Genomic DNA, 16,176 nt, shown 5'->3' on the forward strand with positions numbered 1-16,176 from the left:
CCCGAAACGCCCCCGAAACGCCCCCGGATCGCGCACCTTACTTGCGCGTCCGATGCCGCTCGATGGCGAGCCGGCAGATCCGCTCGCACAGTCCGCCAAAGCCGATGCCGCGCGCCTGCGCCGACTGCGGCAGCAGGCTGGTGGCCGTCATGCCCGGCAGCGTGTTGACTTCGAGACACCACAGCACGCCGTGGCTATCCAGCCGGAAATCGGTGCGGCTATAGCCATCCAGTTTCAAGGTGCGATGCGCCCGCAGTGCCAGCGTTCGGGCATTTTCCGCGATCTCTTCCGGCAGGTCGGCCGGAAAGATTTCGCGCACCGCGCCGGGCTGGTACTTGGCCTTGTAGTCGAACACCGCATCCGGGTCGATGACGATTTCGCCCACGCTGAGGGCTTCGTCGCCGAGTACGCCGACGGTGATTTCGCGTCCCGCGACGAACTGCTCCAGCATCACTTCGCTGTCGTACGAGCCGGCCAGCTCGATCGCCGCGGCCAGTTGATCGGGGCTGCGCACGAGGGATAAGCCGACGGTCGAGCCCTGGCTGTTCGGCTTGACGACGAGCGGGTAACCGAGCTGGGCGGCAACGGTCCCGGCGTCTACGGGCGCCATCAGCCAGCGAGCCGTAGGAATGCCCGCGCTGACGAAGAGCCGTTTGGACATGTCCTTGTCCATGGCGATCGCACTGCCCAGGTGCCCGCTGCCCGTATAGGGCAATTCCGCCAGGTCGAGCATGGCCTGAATGGTGCCGTCCTCGCCGGTGCCGCCGTGCAGGGCGACGAACACCACGTCCACACCGGCCAGCGTGGCGGCCTGCAGCGCGCTGTTCTGGTCCGAGCGGATCATCGCCAGCGCTTCGGAGGCGGGCGGCGCTTCGTTGACGCGAGCGCTCAGAAAGCGCACCTCTTCTTCGCCGCTGAGCAGGCCGCGCGACGTATCGATGGAAAGCACTTCGTGACCCGACGCGCGCAGTGCGCGCACGACCTGCGCGCCGCTGGCGATCGAGACTTCTCGTTCCTCGCTGGTGCCGCCGAACAGCACGGCAATCTTGAGCGGGCTAGTTTGCATATCAACGGGCCTTCGGTTCCTGGGTGTGGTGGGGCGTGCGTGGTCTGCGGCAGCAAAATCGCTGCGGACACGGAGCATTATTTTACAGGTGCGGCGCGTGGCGAACGAGCATTCCTCGTCTTGCGCTTCGCCTCACGGCTTGTTACGTGGTTCGCCGCGTAGTTGACTTGACTGCGCGTGCGGCCGTGCGCTTCACAGCCGCAACTCGGCCAGTATCTGTTCAGCGAGAAAGTCGCAGGGCGGGCGGTTCGAGCGGGCGCTGCGCGCCAGTACGATTTCGAGTTCCGGCAGCGCGGGCAGACCATGCGCGCGGCCCAGTTGCACGAAGTGGCCAGGGACGGCGCAACGCGCGAGCGGGGCGATAGCGAGTCCGGCTTCGACCATGCTGAAGAGGCCCATCAGACTCGGGCTTTCGTAGGAGGTGCGATAGGCGATCTTTGCCCGTTCCAAGGCATGAATCGCGTTGGCCCGCGCGACGCTGCCGGCGCCGAACAGCGCCACCGGCAAGGGGCGCTCTTTCCATATCTCGCGTCCGCTCGCCACGGCGCCTGCCCACACCATCGGTTCGAAGCGGATGAACTCGCCGTTCAGGTTCTTCAGGCGCGTCACGCAGGCGAGGTCGATCTTGTTGTCCTTGACGAGCGGAGCGAGCGCATGGCTTGGCAGGCCGATCACCTGAATCTCGACCTTCGGATAGCTCGCCGAGAATTTGCGCAGCACCGCCGGCAGCAGCGAGGCCGCGTAATCGTCCGGCACGCCGATGGCGACGCGTCCCTTCACCTCCGGATGCACCATCGACGCCCAGGCCTCGTCGCGCAGAGCCAGCATGCGGCGGGCATAGGCCAGCAGAACCTGGCCGTCCGCGGTAGGCGTGACGCTGCGCGGCCCGCGTACGAAGAGCGGTTTGCCGAGCGTGTCCTCCAGGGTGCGAATCTGCATGCTGAGCGCGGATTGCGAGCGGTGCACGAGCGCCGCGCCACGCACGAAGCTGCCGGCATCGGCGATGGCGACGACCATCGACAGCACGTCGAGATCCAGGGTTTTCATAGGCATCAGAAAATCTGATTGAAACGTTCAATATAACGCGTTTGTCTGAACGCATGGCGCTGGGCATACTGAAGCCGTTCACAAGTGGCTGGGGCTGATCTGCCGCGGCTGCTCTTCTCAAACGATGTCCATACAACGACTGGGGACCATCACCATGCCGATGACTTACGACGACTTCAGACAACTGGGCATGCGCCTCGACATGTCGCGCGGCAAGCCCGCGCCCGAGCAACTCGATCTCTCGCGCGCACTGCTCGACGAGGCGGGCACGGCGGGCTACCTGTCGCGCGACGGCATCGACTGCCGTAACTATGGGCACGTGCTCGGCTTGCCGGAAGCGCGCGAGTTCGGCGCGGCACTGCTCGATGTGCCGGCGGCCCAGGTGGCGGCGGGGGGCAATTCGAGCCTCGAGCTGATGCATGACGTGCTGGCGTTCGCGATGCTGTTCGGCGTGCCGGGCGGCACGCCATGGCGCGGGCAGGAGGATATCGCCGTGCTGTGCCCGGTGCCCGGTTACGACCGGCACTTTGCGATCTGCGAGGCGCTCGGTATCCGCATGATCAACGTGCCGATGCACGACGACGGCCCTGACATGGACTTCGTCGAAGCGCAGGTACTGCACGATCCTGCCATCAAGGCGATCTGGTGCGTGCCGCTCTATAGCAACCCGAGCGGTGCGATCTACTCGGCGGAGGTGGTGCGGCGTCTCGCTGCAATGCCCGCGGCGGCGCCCGACTTCCGGCTGTTGTGGGACGATGCCTACCGCTTCCATCATCTGGGCGCGCAGCGGCACACCACGCCCAACATCGTCCAGGCGTGCGCCGCCGCCGGCCACGAAGACCGCGCGCTGGTGTTCGCCTCGCTCTCGAAGGTGACCTTCGGCGGCGGCGCGATGTCGTTCCTTGCCGGCTCGCCGCGCAATGTGAGCTGGTGGCAGCAGCGCGTCTCGGTGCGCACGATCGGGCCGGACAAGCTGAACCAGCTGCGTCATGTGCGGTTCCTGCGCGATCGCGCCGGGCTCGAGCGCCTGATGGAGCGTCATCGTGTGCTCCTGAGCCCGAAGTTCGCGGCGGTCGCGGCCGCGTTCGGTGAGCACCTTGGGGGGCTGGCCGGTGTGACCTGGAACGAACCGGCGGGAGGCTACTTCATCAGCCTCTACACGCCGCCGGGGTTCGCGAAGCGTACCGTCGCGCTTGCCGCCGATGCGGGCCTGGTGCTGACACCGGCGGGCGCGGCCTATCCCCATGGGCGCGACCCCGAGGACCGGCATCTGCGCATCGCGCCGACCTTCCCGGCGCTTGATGAGGTACGGCTGGCGGCCCAGGGCATTGCGCTGTCGCTGCGGCGGGCGATGGAGGAAAGTACAACGGCGGCGTAGTCGCGCGGGGCGTTGAGCAGAAGCTGGCGGCAAACGTCTTGCGCAAGTGCGGCGTCTTGCAAAGGCCGTGTTGTGCCGGCCGCGCGTTTTGCGGAAGCCGGGTTGTGCGGACTGAGGTCTTGTCGACGCCTCGTTGTGCAGCCGCCGTGTTTTGCGGTAAAAGGGAGCGCATGACCGATCGCTCCCGACTTATTCCCCTTATCGTCGCCTGTCCGCTGTTCCTGCAAAATCTCGACACGTCGATCATGGCGACGGCCTTGCCGTCGATTGCCCGCTCGCTGCAGGTCCAGACGCTACATCTGAACCTGGCGATCACCTCCTATCTGCTCAGTCTCGCCGTGTTCCTGCCGGCAAGCGGCTGGCTCGCCGACCGCTTCGGCGCACGCCGCGTGTTCTGCGCGGCGATCGCGCTGTTCTCGCTGGGCTCGGCCTTATGCGGGCTGGCGCAATCGCTGCCGCAACTGGTGGTGTTTCGCGTCCTGCAGGGGATGGGCGGGGCGATGATGGTGCCGGTCGGACGGCTGATCCTGCTGCGCAGCGTGCCGCCCGCGCGGATGGTGGCGGCGATGGTGTGGTTCACCGTGCCGGGCGCCATCGGCCGGCTGGCCGGACCTTTGCTCGGCGGTCTCGTGGTGACCATTACCTCATGGCGCTGGATCTTTCTGCTGAACATCCCGTTCGGCGTGCTGGGTGTGCTGATGGCGCTGAGCTTCATCGACGATACTCACGAAGCGGTCTATGAGCGTTTCGATCTGGCCGGTTTCATTCTGCTTTCGAGCGGACTCGTGGGTCTCGTGGGCGGTCTCGATACCGCCGGGCGCGGGCTGGTGCCGCAGGCCGTGACTTTTGCGCTGGCGGGTCTCGGCGCGCTGTCGATCTTTGCCTACTGGTGCTACAGCCGCCGCATCGACGATGCGATCATCGATCCGGGCCTGTTGTGCTACAAGGCATACCGCACTGCCGTGGTGGGCGGCATGCCGCTGCGCATTGCAATCGGCGCGTCGCCGTTTCTGCTGCCCTTGATGCTGCAGCTTGGCTTCGGCCTCTCGCCGCTGCAATCGGGCTCGCTCAGTGTGGCGACCGCAATCGGTTCGCTCAGCGTGCGCGCAGTGATGCAGCAGGCCATCCGGCGCATCGGCTTTCGCACGCTGCTGATCGGCGCGACCTCGCTGACCGGCTGTTTTTACGCGTGCTATGGGTTGTTCCGGCCTAGCACGCCGCATCTGCTGATCTTCGTCGTGCTGCTGTTCGGCGGTCTGTTCAATTCGCTCGGCATGGTCACGCTCAACACGCTCGGCTACTCCGATATGCCCAAGCCGATGATGAGCCGCGCCACCGCGCTCTCGAGCATGGCGCAGCAACTGTCGATCAGCATTGGTGTGGCGTTTGCCGCGTCGCTGCTGGCCCTGACCGCGCATCTGCACGGCGGCAGCGCGGCGCATCTGACGGCGCGCGATTTTTCGCCGGCCTTCGGCGTGGTGGGGGCGCTGACGCTGAGCTCGCTATTCTTCTTCACCCGGCTTTCGCATGACGAAGGGGCGGAGTTGCGGCAGCGCTGAGGCCGGCGGGTTCGCGCAGCGCGTCGCCCGCTGCGCGTGGAATCCTGCTTTGTGCTTCCACGCGGGTTCATCTGCTGCAGCAGTCAAACCGGGTTCAGCGCCGATGTGCTACAACCACAGTACACGACGGGACGAGGTGCCATCTTGGGGAAAATTGCCGCTCGGCGCTGGTGTGCCACCAAGGCATGGGCGACCTGCGGCGCCCGCGTGGCGTTAGTGGCGTCATGGGCCTCAGTTGCCTCAGCGGCCTCGGTGGCCTCAGTGGCCTCAGTGGCCTCAGCGGCCTCGGTGGCCTCGGTGGCCGTGGCGGTGTCAGTGGTGGCGCTAGCGGCGTTGGCTTCCCCAGCCGCCTGGGCTGACAGCGGGGCAGACGCTCAGCCGGCGGGCGACGACCTCGCTCCGTTCACCATCGAGCGCGACGTCCACTACTTTGTGATCCAGAAGGACGGCTCGGTCGAGGAGCGCGACGACACCGTGCTGCGCGCCAACACCACGAGCGGCGTCGACGATATCGCGCAGCGCTACGTGTGGTTCAACAAGGATATCGAGCAGGTGCAACTGCTCGCCGCTGAGGCGATCGACTCCGACGGTGCCGTGCACCCGGTCGGCGCGGACGGCATCCGCGATGTCCAGGAGCCGCGCTCGGCCGGCGCGCCGACCTTTGAAGACGGCGTGCTGCGCACGGTCATCTTCCCAGGTGTGGAGCCCGGCTCGCGAGTCCATCTGGCGTTTCGCAAGACCCGCAGCAAGCCCCTGCAGGCCGGCACCTTCGCCTACCTCGTCGAGCCGACCCGCGATCCGGTCGAGCTTCAGCGCCTGATCTTCGACTTGCCTGCCGACGTGCCGCTGTATGCGGATACACGTGGCTACAAGGAACTGCCGCCGGTGACGGAGAACGGCCGCACCCGCTACGAGTTCGACTATCAGCACGGCCCGTATGCGCCGCTCGAAGCGGGCGCGGTGGGCTACGAAACATGGGGCGACCGGCTGATGGTTTCGACGGTGCCGGACTACGCGACCTTTGCCGCCCGCTACAGGGTTCCGGCCATCGACGCCACCATGAGCGATCCGGCCATCGTGCAGCTTGCCCAGGCGCTGACGGCAGGCGTGAGCGATCCACGCGACAGGGCGCGCATCCTCTACGACTGGGTGCGCCTGAATGTGCGCTACGTGGCGCTGTTTCTGGGCGAGACGGCGGCGGTGCCGCACAAGGCAATCGACATCCTGCGCAACCGCTATGGCGACTGCAAGGATCACGTGGCGCTCTATAGCGCCTTGCTGGCGGCGCTCGGGATTCGCAGCGAAGCGGTGCTGCTCAACCTCGGCCCGTACTACACCTTGCCGGACGTGCCGGGCTACGGCGAAAGCGCGATCAATCACGCAATTGTCTGGATTCCGCAGCTCGGGCTGTACGCCGACACCACGGCGGGCGGCATCGCATTCGGCTATCTGCCGCTCGTGGTGATGGACCGGCCGGTGCTGCTGGTCGACGATGGTGTCATGTCGCGCACGCCCGCCGAGCAGCCGCGCGCGCGCTCGGTGCGCCTGCAGATCGACGTCGACGATAGCGGGGCCGCTTCCTACGCGTACCGGGTCGAGGACGCGGGGGCCACGGCCGAACTGGAGCGCAACGTGTTCCGCCGCGCTACGCTGCAGCGCGCCCAGGCGATTGCCGCGAGCCGTCTGTTGCAGACCGGCCTGCACGGCACAGCGCGCTTGCACACCAGCGACGCCGCGACAACCGTGGGGCCGTTCACCACCACGATCCAGGGCACGCTGCAGCACGTCACGTGGACCGACGGCACTACCGCCTTGCCGGCGCTTTCGAGTTTCGCGGGGGGCATTGCGAGCCAGGTGCAGTCATGGCTGGCCGAGCCGCAGCGTACCCAGCCATGGGTCTGCGTGGGCGGCGACTTCGACGAGACCGCGCAGATCAGCTTGCCCGGCACCGTGCGCGTGACCGATCTGCCGGTGGATACCAGCGTGCAGGACCGCTACTTCGATTACGCCTCGCACTACGTGTTCGATCCGCAGACGCGCGTGCTGCAGATCACGCGCCGCCTGCGCGCCGATTTCGGCCAGCAGGTCTGCTCAGCGGACGTGTTCGATGAGGCGCAGGCCTCGCTCGTGAGGATCGAGCGCGATGCGTCGTCGCAGGTGGTCGTGCGAGCCACACCGCCGGTTTACCGCTTTGCGCAGCCGAGCCGGATCAATGGCGCGAAGGTGAACCGGTATAGCCGCACGCTCGCGCCGAACAGCGTATCGAATACGCGTCCTTCGCAAAGCGCGACGCCGCTTGCGCCGATCAGTGCGACCAGCACGGCGCCGAGCATGTCGAGGGGGTAGTGCACACCGAGGTAGATGCGCGCCCACGCAATAGGCAAGCCGAGCAGCGCCAGTACGAAGCCCGTCACGCGTATCTGCGGCAAACCATGCCGCCGGTGCGCCGGCACGAGCAGACTGAAGGCGACTGCCCACCAGAGCGTGAGATGGTCGCTCGGAAACGAGGCGTCGGGTGCGTGCTCGAGCAGGTTGGTGCCGATGCCGAGCACGAAGGGCCGCGGATGCGGCCACACCACGCCGATCGCATAGCTGATGAGAAAGGCCAGCAGGGCAGCGAGCGCCGCGCGAAACGCCGCGCGCCGCCATGGGCCGCGGCCGCCCAGCCACATGGCGACGAGTCCGCATGGAATGGCCCAGATCAGATATTCGGCGAAGAACCACGCCGTGGTGACGAGCGCCGGGCGCGCCGGCAGGCTGGCGTTGAGAATCAGGAAGAGCGTGCTGTTCAGGTGTTCGATGTAATCCATTGCATCCGGGCGAGCCGCGGCATCAGGCGGCCGGTTCTTGAGGTATGGCGGCGGGCGGCGCGGGTCTCGCTGTCAACGAGACCCGCACGCGCACAGGGCAAACCTGTGAGACCCGCCGCTTGCCGAACGGTTCAGCCGCCGAGGCGCCCAGATGCGGACGCACGGCTCAGTTGCCGCTTGGTAGCCCCTCAGTTGCCCCTCACTTGCCGCTCCGTCCTGGCTCAGTTGCCGCCGCCCTTGGTCACGATGGGCACCCACGTGCCGCCCTTGACCTGATACAGCGTGGAGCCGGCATTCTTCAGCGAACCGTTGGATTCGAACGCAATCGGACCGGTCACGCCTTCGAAGCTAATGGCCTTCAGCACCGGGCGATACACCGCCGGCGACGACGACTTGGCCTGCTGCATCGCCTTGATCGCCGCCCACGCCGCGTCGTAGCCGAACGGCGCATACGAGAGGATGTCGACGCCAAAGCGCTTCTTGAACTTCGCCGAGAAGTCCTTGCCGCCCGGCAATTGAGCGAGTGGCCGGCCGTATTCCCACGCCATTGCGCCTTCGGCCGCATCGCCCGCCAGCTTGATGAATTCCGGGTCCATCACGCCGCCGCCGCCCACCAGTTGCGCGGTGAGGCCGAGCTGCTTCATGCGCTTGGCGACGCCGGCAGCCTGGGTGTCGAGGCCGCCGAAAAAGATCAGGTCGGCGTTGGCCGCCTTGATCGCGGTGAGCTGGGTGCTGAAGTCGACCGCCTGGTTGTTGGTGTACTCGTGCGCGACGATATTGCCGCCGCGTGCCTTGACCGCCTTCTCGAACTCATCGGCCTCGCCTTGGCCGAATGCGGTGCGGTCGTCGAAGATGGCGATGCGCTTGGCCTTGGTGACGTCGACCGCGTAGGCGCCTGCGTTGCCGGCGTTTTGCGCGTCGGTGGAGATCACCATGAAGGTGTTGGCAAAACCGCGCCCGGTAATGATCGGGTTGGTGGCGGCCGGGTCGATTACCGGAATGCCGGCCGTTTCATAGATCTGCGAAGCCGGAATCGTCGTGCCCGAATTGAAGTGGCCCACCACCACCGAGACGTTGGCATCCACCAGCTTCTGCGCCGCCTGCACGCCGACGCGCGGGTCGGCCTGGTCGTCCTCCGAGACGAGCTGGAAGTTGGCGACCTGATCGCCCACCTTGATCTTTTGCGCGTTGGCTTCCTCGATGGCGAGCAGCGCGCCGTTTTCGAGGTCTTTGCCGTAGCCGGCATTGACGCCCGTCAATGGCGCCGCGAAGCCGATCTTCACAGGCAGGTCGTCCGCAAAGCCGGACAGCGGCGCGATGGCGAAGATCGCGCCAAGCATCACAGCGAGGGGTTTCAGCGTATTGCGAAGACTCATGGTCTCTCCTTGCTTCGACAGGTTCAGGTTATGAAAATCGCTAAGGGTGCAACCGGCCAGGTAGCCGGGTAGGGCTATCACGCTGAAGTCACGCCTCTCCTTCAAAGGGGTCCGACCTGGTTCAGGGTACGGATGATCGTGTGCTGGAAACAATGATGGAAAACACCGGGGAGCGAACCCGCGTCGCGGCAGGCATTTGTCCATCAACCTGGCGCGAATATAGAAAGCCAATTTGCGACCGTCTTGGCAGATCGCGGCGCTTTGGATGAGAATTTCAGCATAGCCGCCGAAGCGGGCGGACGGCAGGCGGGTGTTAAGCGGATGGTGCGTGCGGATGCCGGCACACGTGAGACATCCGGCGCGATGCCGGTGTGTGGGCGCGAGGGGTGGACGGCGCGCGGGCGGCGCCGCCGGGTGAGGGCTGTCTGGTGCTGTCTGGTGGTGCTGGCGGGTGCTGCCGCGTGTTGCTCTGGCTGCTCCTGGTGGCTTACTGCTCGCCCTGCAGGCGCAGCACTTCTTCGCGCAGGCGCTCGAGCGGTTCCTTGGCGCCCTCGTCGGCCCAGGTCTCGAGATCGTCGATGGCGCGCTGGCAGCCGTCGAGCACCAGGTCGAGATCCACCGGTATACCGTTGGCAAGCGCGAACTGGATGGTCTCCGCGAACTGCTGGCACTCGTCCTCGCCGTACGAGATGTCGAGATTGTCCGCAATCACTTCGGCGATGTTGCTGCGCGCCTTGTCGTCGGGCGTCACCAGATCGACGATGCCGCGCGCCACCGCGGGCGAGTAGTAGAGCGCGATATCGAGCCATTGCGCCGGGTCGAAATCCGCGTCTCCGAACTGGTTCTCGAAGTACTCGATGGCTTCCTGTTCGTGCGCTTCGTCGGCATCGACACTGATGCACAACTCCTCGAAATATTCTTCCCGCTCGCTGCGGATCTGACCGTCCATCTGCGCCTCGTTTGCCTGTAGCGGGTGCTTGAAAAGGGTTGCGTGCACCACGCGGCACGCATTATAGGACGAGCCGCTGACAATCGCGTGTGCGCGGGAAGGGCGCACGGTCTTCATGCAGTTGCTGCTTCAGGTCTCGCAATAGTTTGTTCCGTCCTTGCCGGATGCGCTCCGGCGCGCCGGTTGTTACACTCGCGGCCGCGACGCCCGGTGCGTGACGAACGGCTGGCGGGCGGTCTGCTTTTTGTTTGGATTTGTCTGGAGAAATACGATGAAGGGTGTGTGGTTTTCGCTTGTTGCCCTCGCGCTAGGCGTGGCGGGCGTGGTGAGCGTGGTGCCGTCGATTGCAGAGGCGGCCGGTTTGACGCGTGCCGAGGTACTGGCGGCAATTGCCGGGCGTGATGTGTCCGGTGGCGTGCCCGGTGAGGCGCCCTTGGCCGCCACGGCTGGCAGCGGCGCCCTCAAGTAACGCGCTACACCGTCTCGACGACCCAGGCGTCGAACCACTCGCGCGGCTGGGCGATTTCGTTTTGCGCCGCGATCAGTTCCAGTTCATAGCGGCCGGCCTGCCAGGTGGCTTTCATTACGGCGTTCACCGCGGCGAGCGTGTGCTCGAAGGCCACCCGCAGCGAGTCGCCGAGCAGCGTGCGGGCGACGAACACCGCGCTCGTCAGGTCGCCCACGCCAACCGGTTGCCGCGCGAACGGGTAGAGCGGACGCTGGGCCATCCAAGCTTCGGTCGGTGTGACCACCAGCATGTTGAAGCGGTCGGCGGGACTGTTGCGGTCGAGCAGATGCTTGACCAGCACGATCTTCGGACCGCGGCTGAGCACCTCGCGGCAGGCGGCCACGGCTTCTTCGACCGTATCGATCTCGCGCCCCACCAGCCGCTGCAATTCGCTGTGATTCGGCGCCATGCCGTCGGCCACTTCGGGCATGGTGCGCACGAGGAATTCCTGGATGCCCGGTTCGACCTTGCAGCCGGTGGTGGTGCCCATCACCGGATCGCAGAAATACCAGGCGCGCGGATTGGCCGCCTTCACGGCCTTGACGATTTCGATCACCGCCTGAGCCTGCTCGGGCGCGCCCAGATAGCCTGAGAGCACGGCATCGCAGCGCGGCAGCACGCCGATTGCGCCGATTCCTTCCACCAGGTCCTGCATCTGCGAGGCGTCGATGGCGCTGCCGGTCCAGTGACCATATTGCGTGTGATTCGAGAACTGCACGGTATTGAGCGGCCAGACATTGACGCCGAGACGGTGCATCGGGAACACCGCGGCGCTATTGCCCGCGTGCCCGAAGACGACATGTGACTGGATGCTCAGGACGTTTTTCATGATCGATTCGCCGGCGCGGCTGAAGGGGCGCCGTTCTTGGCCGCGTACGATTCAGCGCGCGTGTGCGCCCAGGTTCGCTTGCGACCGGATTCGGTGTGCAATAAACAATACATGAGTTTTCGCACGGCCGACATGATCCGGCCCCGTAGTGTTGCGCCGAGCCATCATTGCGGGGCTGATGAGCGGGTCCGGCGAGGGGGCTTGCTTCAGGTCAATTCGCGGTATAGCGCCAGATAGCGTTCCGCCGAGGCGCCCCAGCCGAAGTCCTGGCGCATGGCGCGCCGCTGGGTCGCCTTCCACTCGCTATGGCGCGCGTATAGCGCGAAGGCGCGGCGGATCGCGGCGCCGAGCGCCTCCGGTTCGAAGCGCTCGAAGACGAAGCCGGTGGCCAGATCGTCGGCGAGATTTTCCAGCGAGGCGTCGACCACCGTGTCGGCCAGCCCGCCCACCCGGTGCACGAGCGGCAGCGAGCCATAGGCGAGCGCATAGAGTTGCGTGAGGCCGCACGGCTCGAAGCGCGACGGCACGGCGACCACGTCGCTGCCGGCAATGATGGCGTGCGCGAGCGATTCGTCGAAACCGAGTTCCACCGCCACCGATTCGGGATGCGCATGGGCGACCCGCTGCAGGCCCGTCTCGAGCGCGGGGTCGCCGGTGCCGAACACCACAAGCTGGCCGCCGCGTTTGACGATTTCCGGCAACGCGGCGAGCAGCAGGTCGAGGCCTTTCTGCTCGGTGAGGCGGCTCACCACGCCGAACAGCAGCGCATCGCTCTTGTTCGCAAGGCCGAAACGCTTCTGCAACGCGGCCTTGCAGGCATGCTTGCCGGACAGCAGGGTCGAGGTGTAGTGCTCGGCGAGCAGGGTATCGGTCGCCGGATTCCATACCAGATAGTCGACGCCGTTCAGGATCCCGGAGAGATCGTGCGAGCGGTGGCGCAGCAGCGCGTCGAGGCCGCCACCCTGGGCGAGCGTCTGGATTTCGCGGGCGTAGGTGGGGCTCACCGTGGTGATGCGGTCGCTGTAGTACAGGCCGGCCTTGAGAAACGACAACTGACCGTAGAACTCGACGCCGTGCATGCTGAAATAGTCGGCCGGCAGCGCCAGTTGGCCGAACTGATGGGCCGGGAAAATGCCCTGATAGGCGAGGTTGTGCACCGTGAAGACGCTGCGCGCGAAGGGCCGGCCGTGCTGGCGCTCGGCCGCTTTCAGATAGGCCGGAGCCAGCCCCGCATGCCAGTCGTGCGCATGGACGATCTGCGGCGCCCACGCCGGGTCGAGCTGCTGCGCGAGTTGCGCGGCGGTCCAGCCCAGCAGGGCAAAGCGCTGTGCGTTGTCGCCGTACGGCACGTGTTCCGCGTCGAGATAGGGGTTGCCGGGGCGCTCGTAGAGCGAATCGGCGCGGATCACGTAGACCACGAGGCCGTTTGCCGGCAGCGTGCCCTGTTCCAGCGTCACGTGCGGCGCGTCGAAACGGCGTCCCAGCTGGGCGACCGGGCGCAGGTCGGCGAGACCCGCCACCACTGCCGGAAAACCCGGCAGCAGGACCCGCACATCCGCGCCGCGCTCGATCAGCGCCGGGGGAAGGGCGCCCGCCACATCGGCAAGACCGCCTGTTTTCAGGAGGGGATACAGCTCACTTGCGACGTGCAGGGCGCGGATCGTCATGGGCAGTTTTCCGGTTGTGCTGCGCGAGGTTCGAGGGTTCAGCGGGTTCGGACCGGCAGGCCGCCGCGCTAGTGGTCCGCTTTCACGCCCGCGTGCATGCCCCTGAGCGCGTCCGGCGTCACCAGCACGACGCCGCTATCGGTGCGGTAGAAGCGTTGCGCATCGAGCGCCGGGTCTTCGCCGATCACCATGCCGTCGGGGATCGCGCAGCCGCGGTCAATCACCACGCGGCGCAAACGGCAACTGGCGCCGACAGTGACCTGCGGCAACAAGACTGCCTCATTGATGTTACAAAAAGAATTCACCACCACATTCGACGACAGCACCGAGCGCGAAATCTGCGAACCGGAGATGACGCAGCCGCCGCACACGATCAGGTTGGTGGCCGAGCCTTGCAGCCCGTTCATGTCGCGCACGAACTTGGCGGGCGGCAATTGCTGCTGCTGCGTCCAGATCGGCCAGTCGGGGTCGTACAGGTCGAGCGTCGGGATGGTCGAGGCCAGATCGAGATTGGCGGACCAGTATGCATCGATGGTGCCGACGTCGCGCCAGTAAGGCTCGACCTTCGGGTCCGACGACACGCACGACATGCTGAACGGATGCGCAATGGCGTGCCCTTGTGTGACCACGCGCGGCAGGATGTCCTTGCCGAAGTCGTGATCGGTTTCGGCGCTGCTGATGTTCTCTTCGAGCAGCGTGTACAGGTAGTCCGCATTGAACACGTAAATGCCCATGCTGGCGAGCGCCGTGTCGGGGCGCCCCGGCATGGCGGGCGGGTCGGCGGGCTTTTCGACGAAGCCGGTCACATGGCGGCTCGCGTCCACATGCATCACGCCGAACGCCACCGCGTCCATGCGCGGCACCTCGATGCAGCCGACCGTGCAGTCCGCGCCGCTGTCGACATGGTCGCGGATCATGCGGGTGTAATCCATCTTGTAGATATGGTCGCCGGCCAGCACGACGACGTATTTAGGGCGGATAGAACGGATGATGTCGAGATTCTGAAACACCGCGTCCGCCGTGCCGCGATACCAGTGGCCGCCTTCCACGCGTTGCTGCGCGGGCCACAGGTCGATGAATTCGTTGAATTCGCCACGCAGGAAACCCCAGCCGCGCTGCACATGCCGGATCAGCGAGTGCGCCTTGTACTGCGTGACGACCGCGATGCGCCGGATGCCGGAGTTCAGACAGTTGGACAGCGCGAAGTCGATGATGCGGTACTTGCCGCCGAAGTGCACGGCCGGTTTGACGCGCTTGTTGGTCAGCGGTCCGAGCCGCGTGCCGCGTCCGCCCGCGAGGACGATGGCCAGCGTGGCGCGTTGCAGATCATTGAGGCTTGCCGGAGTTTCCATGCTGTGTCTCCTGTGTGGAGCGGAGCAGGCGCTAACGCGCTTACGTGGCTCCCATGCAACTTGGTTTCTGGTGTTGTACCCCGGATGGCTATGGTGGTTTTTCTTGGTGATTCTGTTCCAGATATCCGCTTCTGTGGCGCGACTGCTGACAATTGTTTGCTATTTCTAGCACCGAAGTGCGGGCGGCGAATAGTCTGGATTATGTGGATGCCAAATTTATTGGGCTACTGAGCGGTCCGGTGCGCGGTCCAATGCGTGGTCCACTGCGCGATCTATTGCGCAAGATCGCAGCATGCGATTCAGGCGTCGGTGCGGAACGGCGCATAGTGGGGCAATGGCGCGGTGCAGCATGCCTCGCCCGAAGCAGGATTCGGATGGGGCACGTAGAATCGGCCACTCGCTGGCGCGACGGTTGCGCCTGGCTCGAACCGCCCGTGGATTGAATCGCCGAACCTGAATACGCCGGATCTATCGCCTATGAATGTCAGCCGCCACAAACTGCTAGCCCTGGTGAGCGCCTGTGCGCTGACCGTCTGCGTCGCGTCTCACGTGGCGTTTGCCGCCAGCGATAACGCCGCCAGTAGCCCGGAAGTTAGTCACTCTGCCGCAACGGACGCCGCGGGCGGCAACAACGCCGGCAATGACGGTCCGGCCTATGGTCCCGAATTGCAGGGATTCGACTACCCGGCGCCGGTCGAGCAGTTCGACTTCACCTCGCAAGGCGTGGCCTTGCACATGGCCTATATGGACGTCCAGCCGGCGCACGCAAATGGCCGCACGGCGGTGTTGCTGCACGGCAAGAATTTTTGCTCCGCGACGTGGGGGCCGACCATCCGGCATCTGAGCGAGGCCGGCTACCGGGTGATTGCGCCCGATCAGATCGGCTTTTGCAAATCGAGCAAGCCTGAGCACTATCAGTACAGCTTTCAGCAACTGGCGCGCAATACGCATGCGCTGCTGGAGTCTCTTGGCGTGCAGCGCGTCACGCTGATCGGCCATTCGACCGGTGGCATGCTGGCAATCCGCTATGCGCTGATGTATCCGCAGGACACCCGGCAACTGGTGCTGGTCAATCCGATCGGCCTCGAGGACTGGAAAGCGAAAGGGGTGCCGTCGCTGTCCGTCGATCAATGGTATGAGCGTGAGCTGAAGACTACCGCTGACAGTATCCGCCGCTATGAACAGGGTACCTACTATGCGGGCACCTGGCGTGCTGACTACGAACCGTGGGTGCAGATGCTGGCGGGCATGTACCGGGGGCAGGGCAAGCAGATTGTGGCGTGGAATTCAGCGCTGCTCTACGACATGATCTATACCCAGCCCGTGGTGTATGAAATGGGCGAACTGCAGATGCCGACCTTACTGCTGATCGGGCAGAAGGACACCACTGCGATTGGTAAGGATGCCGCGCCGCCGGAGGTGCGTGCGCGGATCGGCCACTATCCGGAGTTGGGCCGGCTCGCCGCGCAGACGATTCCGCATGCGACGCTGGTGGAGTTCGCGGAACTGGGGCACGCGCCGCAGATGCAGGACCCGCAGGCGTTTCATAAGGCGCTATTGGACTGGCTGGCGGCGGCGCCGGAAAACCGGTGAGCGATCTTTCTATGCGATAGGCATACCGGGGCGTCGACGTGC

12 protein-coding genes and 1 pseudogene are annotated in these 16,176 nt (G+C 65.6%); 5 read left to right on the plus strand and 8 right to left on the minus strand.

Going from position 1 to position 16,176, the window contains the following annotated elements:
- Positions 1 to 37: 37 nt before the first annotated feature.
- A complete protein-coding gene (locus FFS45_RS35045; RefSeq protein WP_137959216.1) occupies positions 38 to 1,066 on the minus strand; it encodes a D-alanine--D-alanine ligase in 1,029 nt (342 codons plus the stop codon).
- A gap of 192 nt (positions 1,067 to 1,258) precedes the next feature.
- Positions 1,259 to 2,113, minus strand: coding sequence for a LysR substrate-binding domain-containing protein (locus tag FFS45_RS35050; RefSeq protein ID WP_137959250.1), 855 nt, complete (start codon positions 2,111 to 2,113; stop codon positions 1,259 to 1,261).
- Between the two features lie 154 nt (positions 2,114 to 2,267).
- Between FFS45_RS35050 and FFS45_RS35055 the strand changes: the two genes are divergently transcribed.
- The 3 genes from FFS45_RS35055 to FFS45_RS35070 all read left to right on the plus strand — a co-directional run bounded on the left by FFS45_RS35055 (position 2,268) and on the right by FFS45_RS35070 (position 7,396).
- Complete coding sequence (locus FFS45_RS35055; protein ID WP_171029838.1) at positions 2,268 to 3,491, plus strand: aminotransferase class I/II-fold pyridoxal phosphate-dependent enzyme; 1,224 nt, start codon at positions 2,268 to 2,270, stop codon at positions 3,489 to 3,491.
- 170 nt (positions 3,492 to 3,661) lie between these two features.
- Complete coding sequence (locus FFS45_RS35060) at positions 3,662 to 5,050, plus strand: MFS transporter (RefSeq protein WP_137959217.1); 1,389 nt, start codon at positions 3,662 to 3,664, stop codon at positions 5,048 to 5,050.
- A 333-nt stretch (positions 5,051 to 5,383) separates the two neighbouring features.
- Positions 5,384 to 7,396, plus strand: a complete 2,013-nt coding sequence (locus FFS45_RS35070; protein ID WP_249363053.1) for a DUF3857 domain-containing protein — start codon at positions 5,384 to 5,386, stop codon at positions 7,394 to 7,396.
- Here the strand turns inward: FFS45_RS35070 and FFS45_RS42605 are convergent.
- From FFS45_RS42605 to FFS45_RS35085, 3 genes and pseudogenes are all read right to left on the minus strand, one after another.
- Positions 7,387 to 7,860 (minus strand): annotated as a pseudogene (locus FFS45_RS42605) (undecaprenyl-diphosphatase); the annotation flags it as partial. The gene FFS45_RS35070 and the pseudogene FFS45_RS42605 overlap by 10 nt on opposite strands.
- A gap of 221 nt (positions 7,861 to 8,081) precedes the next feature.
- Complete coding sequence (locus FFS45_RS35080) at positions 8,082 to 9,236, minus strand: branched-chain amino acid ABC transporter substrate-binding protein (RefSeq protein WP_137959218.1); 1,155 nt, start codon at positions 9,234 to 9,236, stop codon at positions 8,082 to 8,084.
- Between the two features lie 487 nt (positions 9,237 to 9,723).
- Complete coding sequence (locus FFS45_RS35085) at positions 9,724 to 10,185, minus strand: hypothetical protein (RefSeq protein WP_137959253.1); 462 nt, start codon at positions 10,183 to 10,185, stop codon at positions 9,724 to 9,726.
- A gap of 271 nt (positions 10,186 to 10,456) precedes the next feature.
- Here FFS45_RS35085 and FFS45_RS35090 point away from each other — a divergent pair, with 271 nt between their 5' ends.
- Positions 10,457 to 10,654, plus strand: a complete 198-nt coding sequence (locus tag FFS45_RS35090; protein WP_137959219.1) for a hypothetical protein — start codon at positions 10,457 to 10,459, stop codon at positions 10,652 to 10,654.
- A 4-nt stretch (positions 10,655 to 10,658) separates the two neighbouring features.
- Here the strand turns inward: FFS45_RS35090 and pdxY are convergent, their stop codons facing one another.
- The 3 genes from pdxY to glgC form a co-directional block, all read right to left on the minus strand.
- Positions 10,659 to 11,522, minus strand: a complete 864-nt coding sequence (pdxY, locus tag FFS45_RS35095; RefSeq protein ID WP_137959220.1) for a pyridoxal kinase PdxY — start codon at positions 11,520 to 11,522, stop codon at positions 10,659 to 10,661.
- Between the two features lie 206 nt (positions 11,523 to 11,728).
- Positions 11,729 to 13,189, minus strand: coding sequence for a glycogen synthase GlgA (gene glgA / locus FFS45_RS35100; protein ID WP_137959221.1), 1,461 nt, complete (start codon positions 13,187 to 13,189; stop codon positions 11,729 to 11,731).
- Positions 13,190 to 13,257: 68 nt separating this feature from the next.
- Complete coding sequence (gene glgC / locus FFS45_RS35105) at positions 13,258 to 14,541, minus strand: glucose-1-phosphate adenylyltransferase (RefSeq protein ID WP_137959222.1); 1,284 nt, start codon at positions 14,539 to 14,541, stop codon at positions 13,258 to 13,260.
- A 477-nt stretch (positions 14,542 to 15,018) separates the two neighbouring features.
- Between glgC and FFS45_RS35110 the strand changes: the two genes are divergently transcribed.
- A complete protein-coding gene (locus tag FFS45_RS35110) occupies positions 15,019 to 16,134 on the plus strand; it encodes an alpha/beta hydrolase (RefSeq protein WP_137959223.1) in 1,116 nt (371 codons plus the stop codon).
- The last annotated feature ends 42 nt before the right edge of the window (positions 16,135 to 16,176 follow it).

This window comes from Burkholderia sp. 4M9327F10 (assembly GCF_005503145.1).
In the GTDB taxonomy this organism is placed as follows: domain Bacteria; phylum Pseudomonadota; class Gammaproteobacteria; order Burkholderiales; family Burkholderiaceae; genus Paraburkholderia.

Coding starts and splice junctions, on each gene's coding strand:
- FFS45_RS35045 (WP_137959216.1), bottom strand. CDS start 1,066: ATGCAAACTAGCCCGCTCAAGATTGCCGTGCTGTTCGGCGGCACCAGC.
- FFS45_RS35050 (WP_137959250.1), bottom strand. CDS start 2,113: ATGAAAACCCTGGATCTCGACGTGCTGTCGATGGTCGTCGCCATCGCC.
- FFS45_RS35055 (WP_171029838.1), top strand. CDS start 2,268: ATGCCGATGACTTACGACGACTTCAGACAACTGGGCATGCGCCTCGAC.
- FFS45_RS35060 (WP_137959217.1), top strand. CDS start 3,662: ATGACCGATCGCTCCCGACTTATTCCCCTTATCGTCGCCTGTCCGCTG.
- FFS45_RS35080 (WP_137959218.1), bottom strand. CDS start 9,236: ATGAGTCTTCGCAATACGCTGAAACCCCTCGCTGTGATGCTTGGCGCG.
- FFS45_RS35085 (WP_137959253.1), bottom strand. CDS start 10,185: ATGGACGGTCAGATCCGCAGCGAGCGGGAAGAATATTTCGAGGAGTTG.
- FFS45_RS35090 (WP_137959219.1), top strand. CDS start 10,457: ATGAAGGGTGTGTGGTTTTCGCTTGTTGCCCTCGCGCTAGGCGTGGCG.
- pdxY (WP_137959220.1), bottom strand. CDS start 11,522: ATGAAAAACGTCCTGAGCATCCAGTCACATGTCGTCTTCGGGCACGCG.
- glgA (WP_137959221.1), bottom strand. CDS start 13,189: ATGACGATCCGCGCCCTGCACGTCGCAAGTGAGCTGTATCCCCTCCTG.
- glgC (WP_137959222.1), bottom strand. CDS start 14,541: ATGGAAACTCCGGCAAGCCTCAATGATCTGCAACGCGCCACGCTGGCC.
- FFS45_RS35110 (WP_137959223.1), top strand. CDS start 15,019: ATGAATGTCAGCCGCCACAAACTGCTAGCCCTGGTGAGCGCCTGTGCG.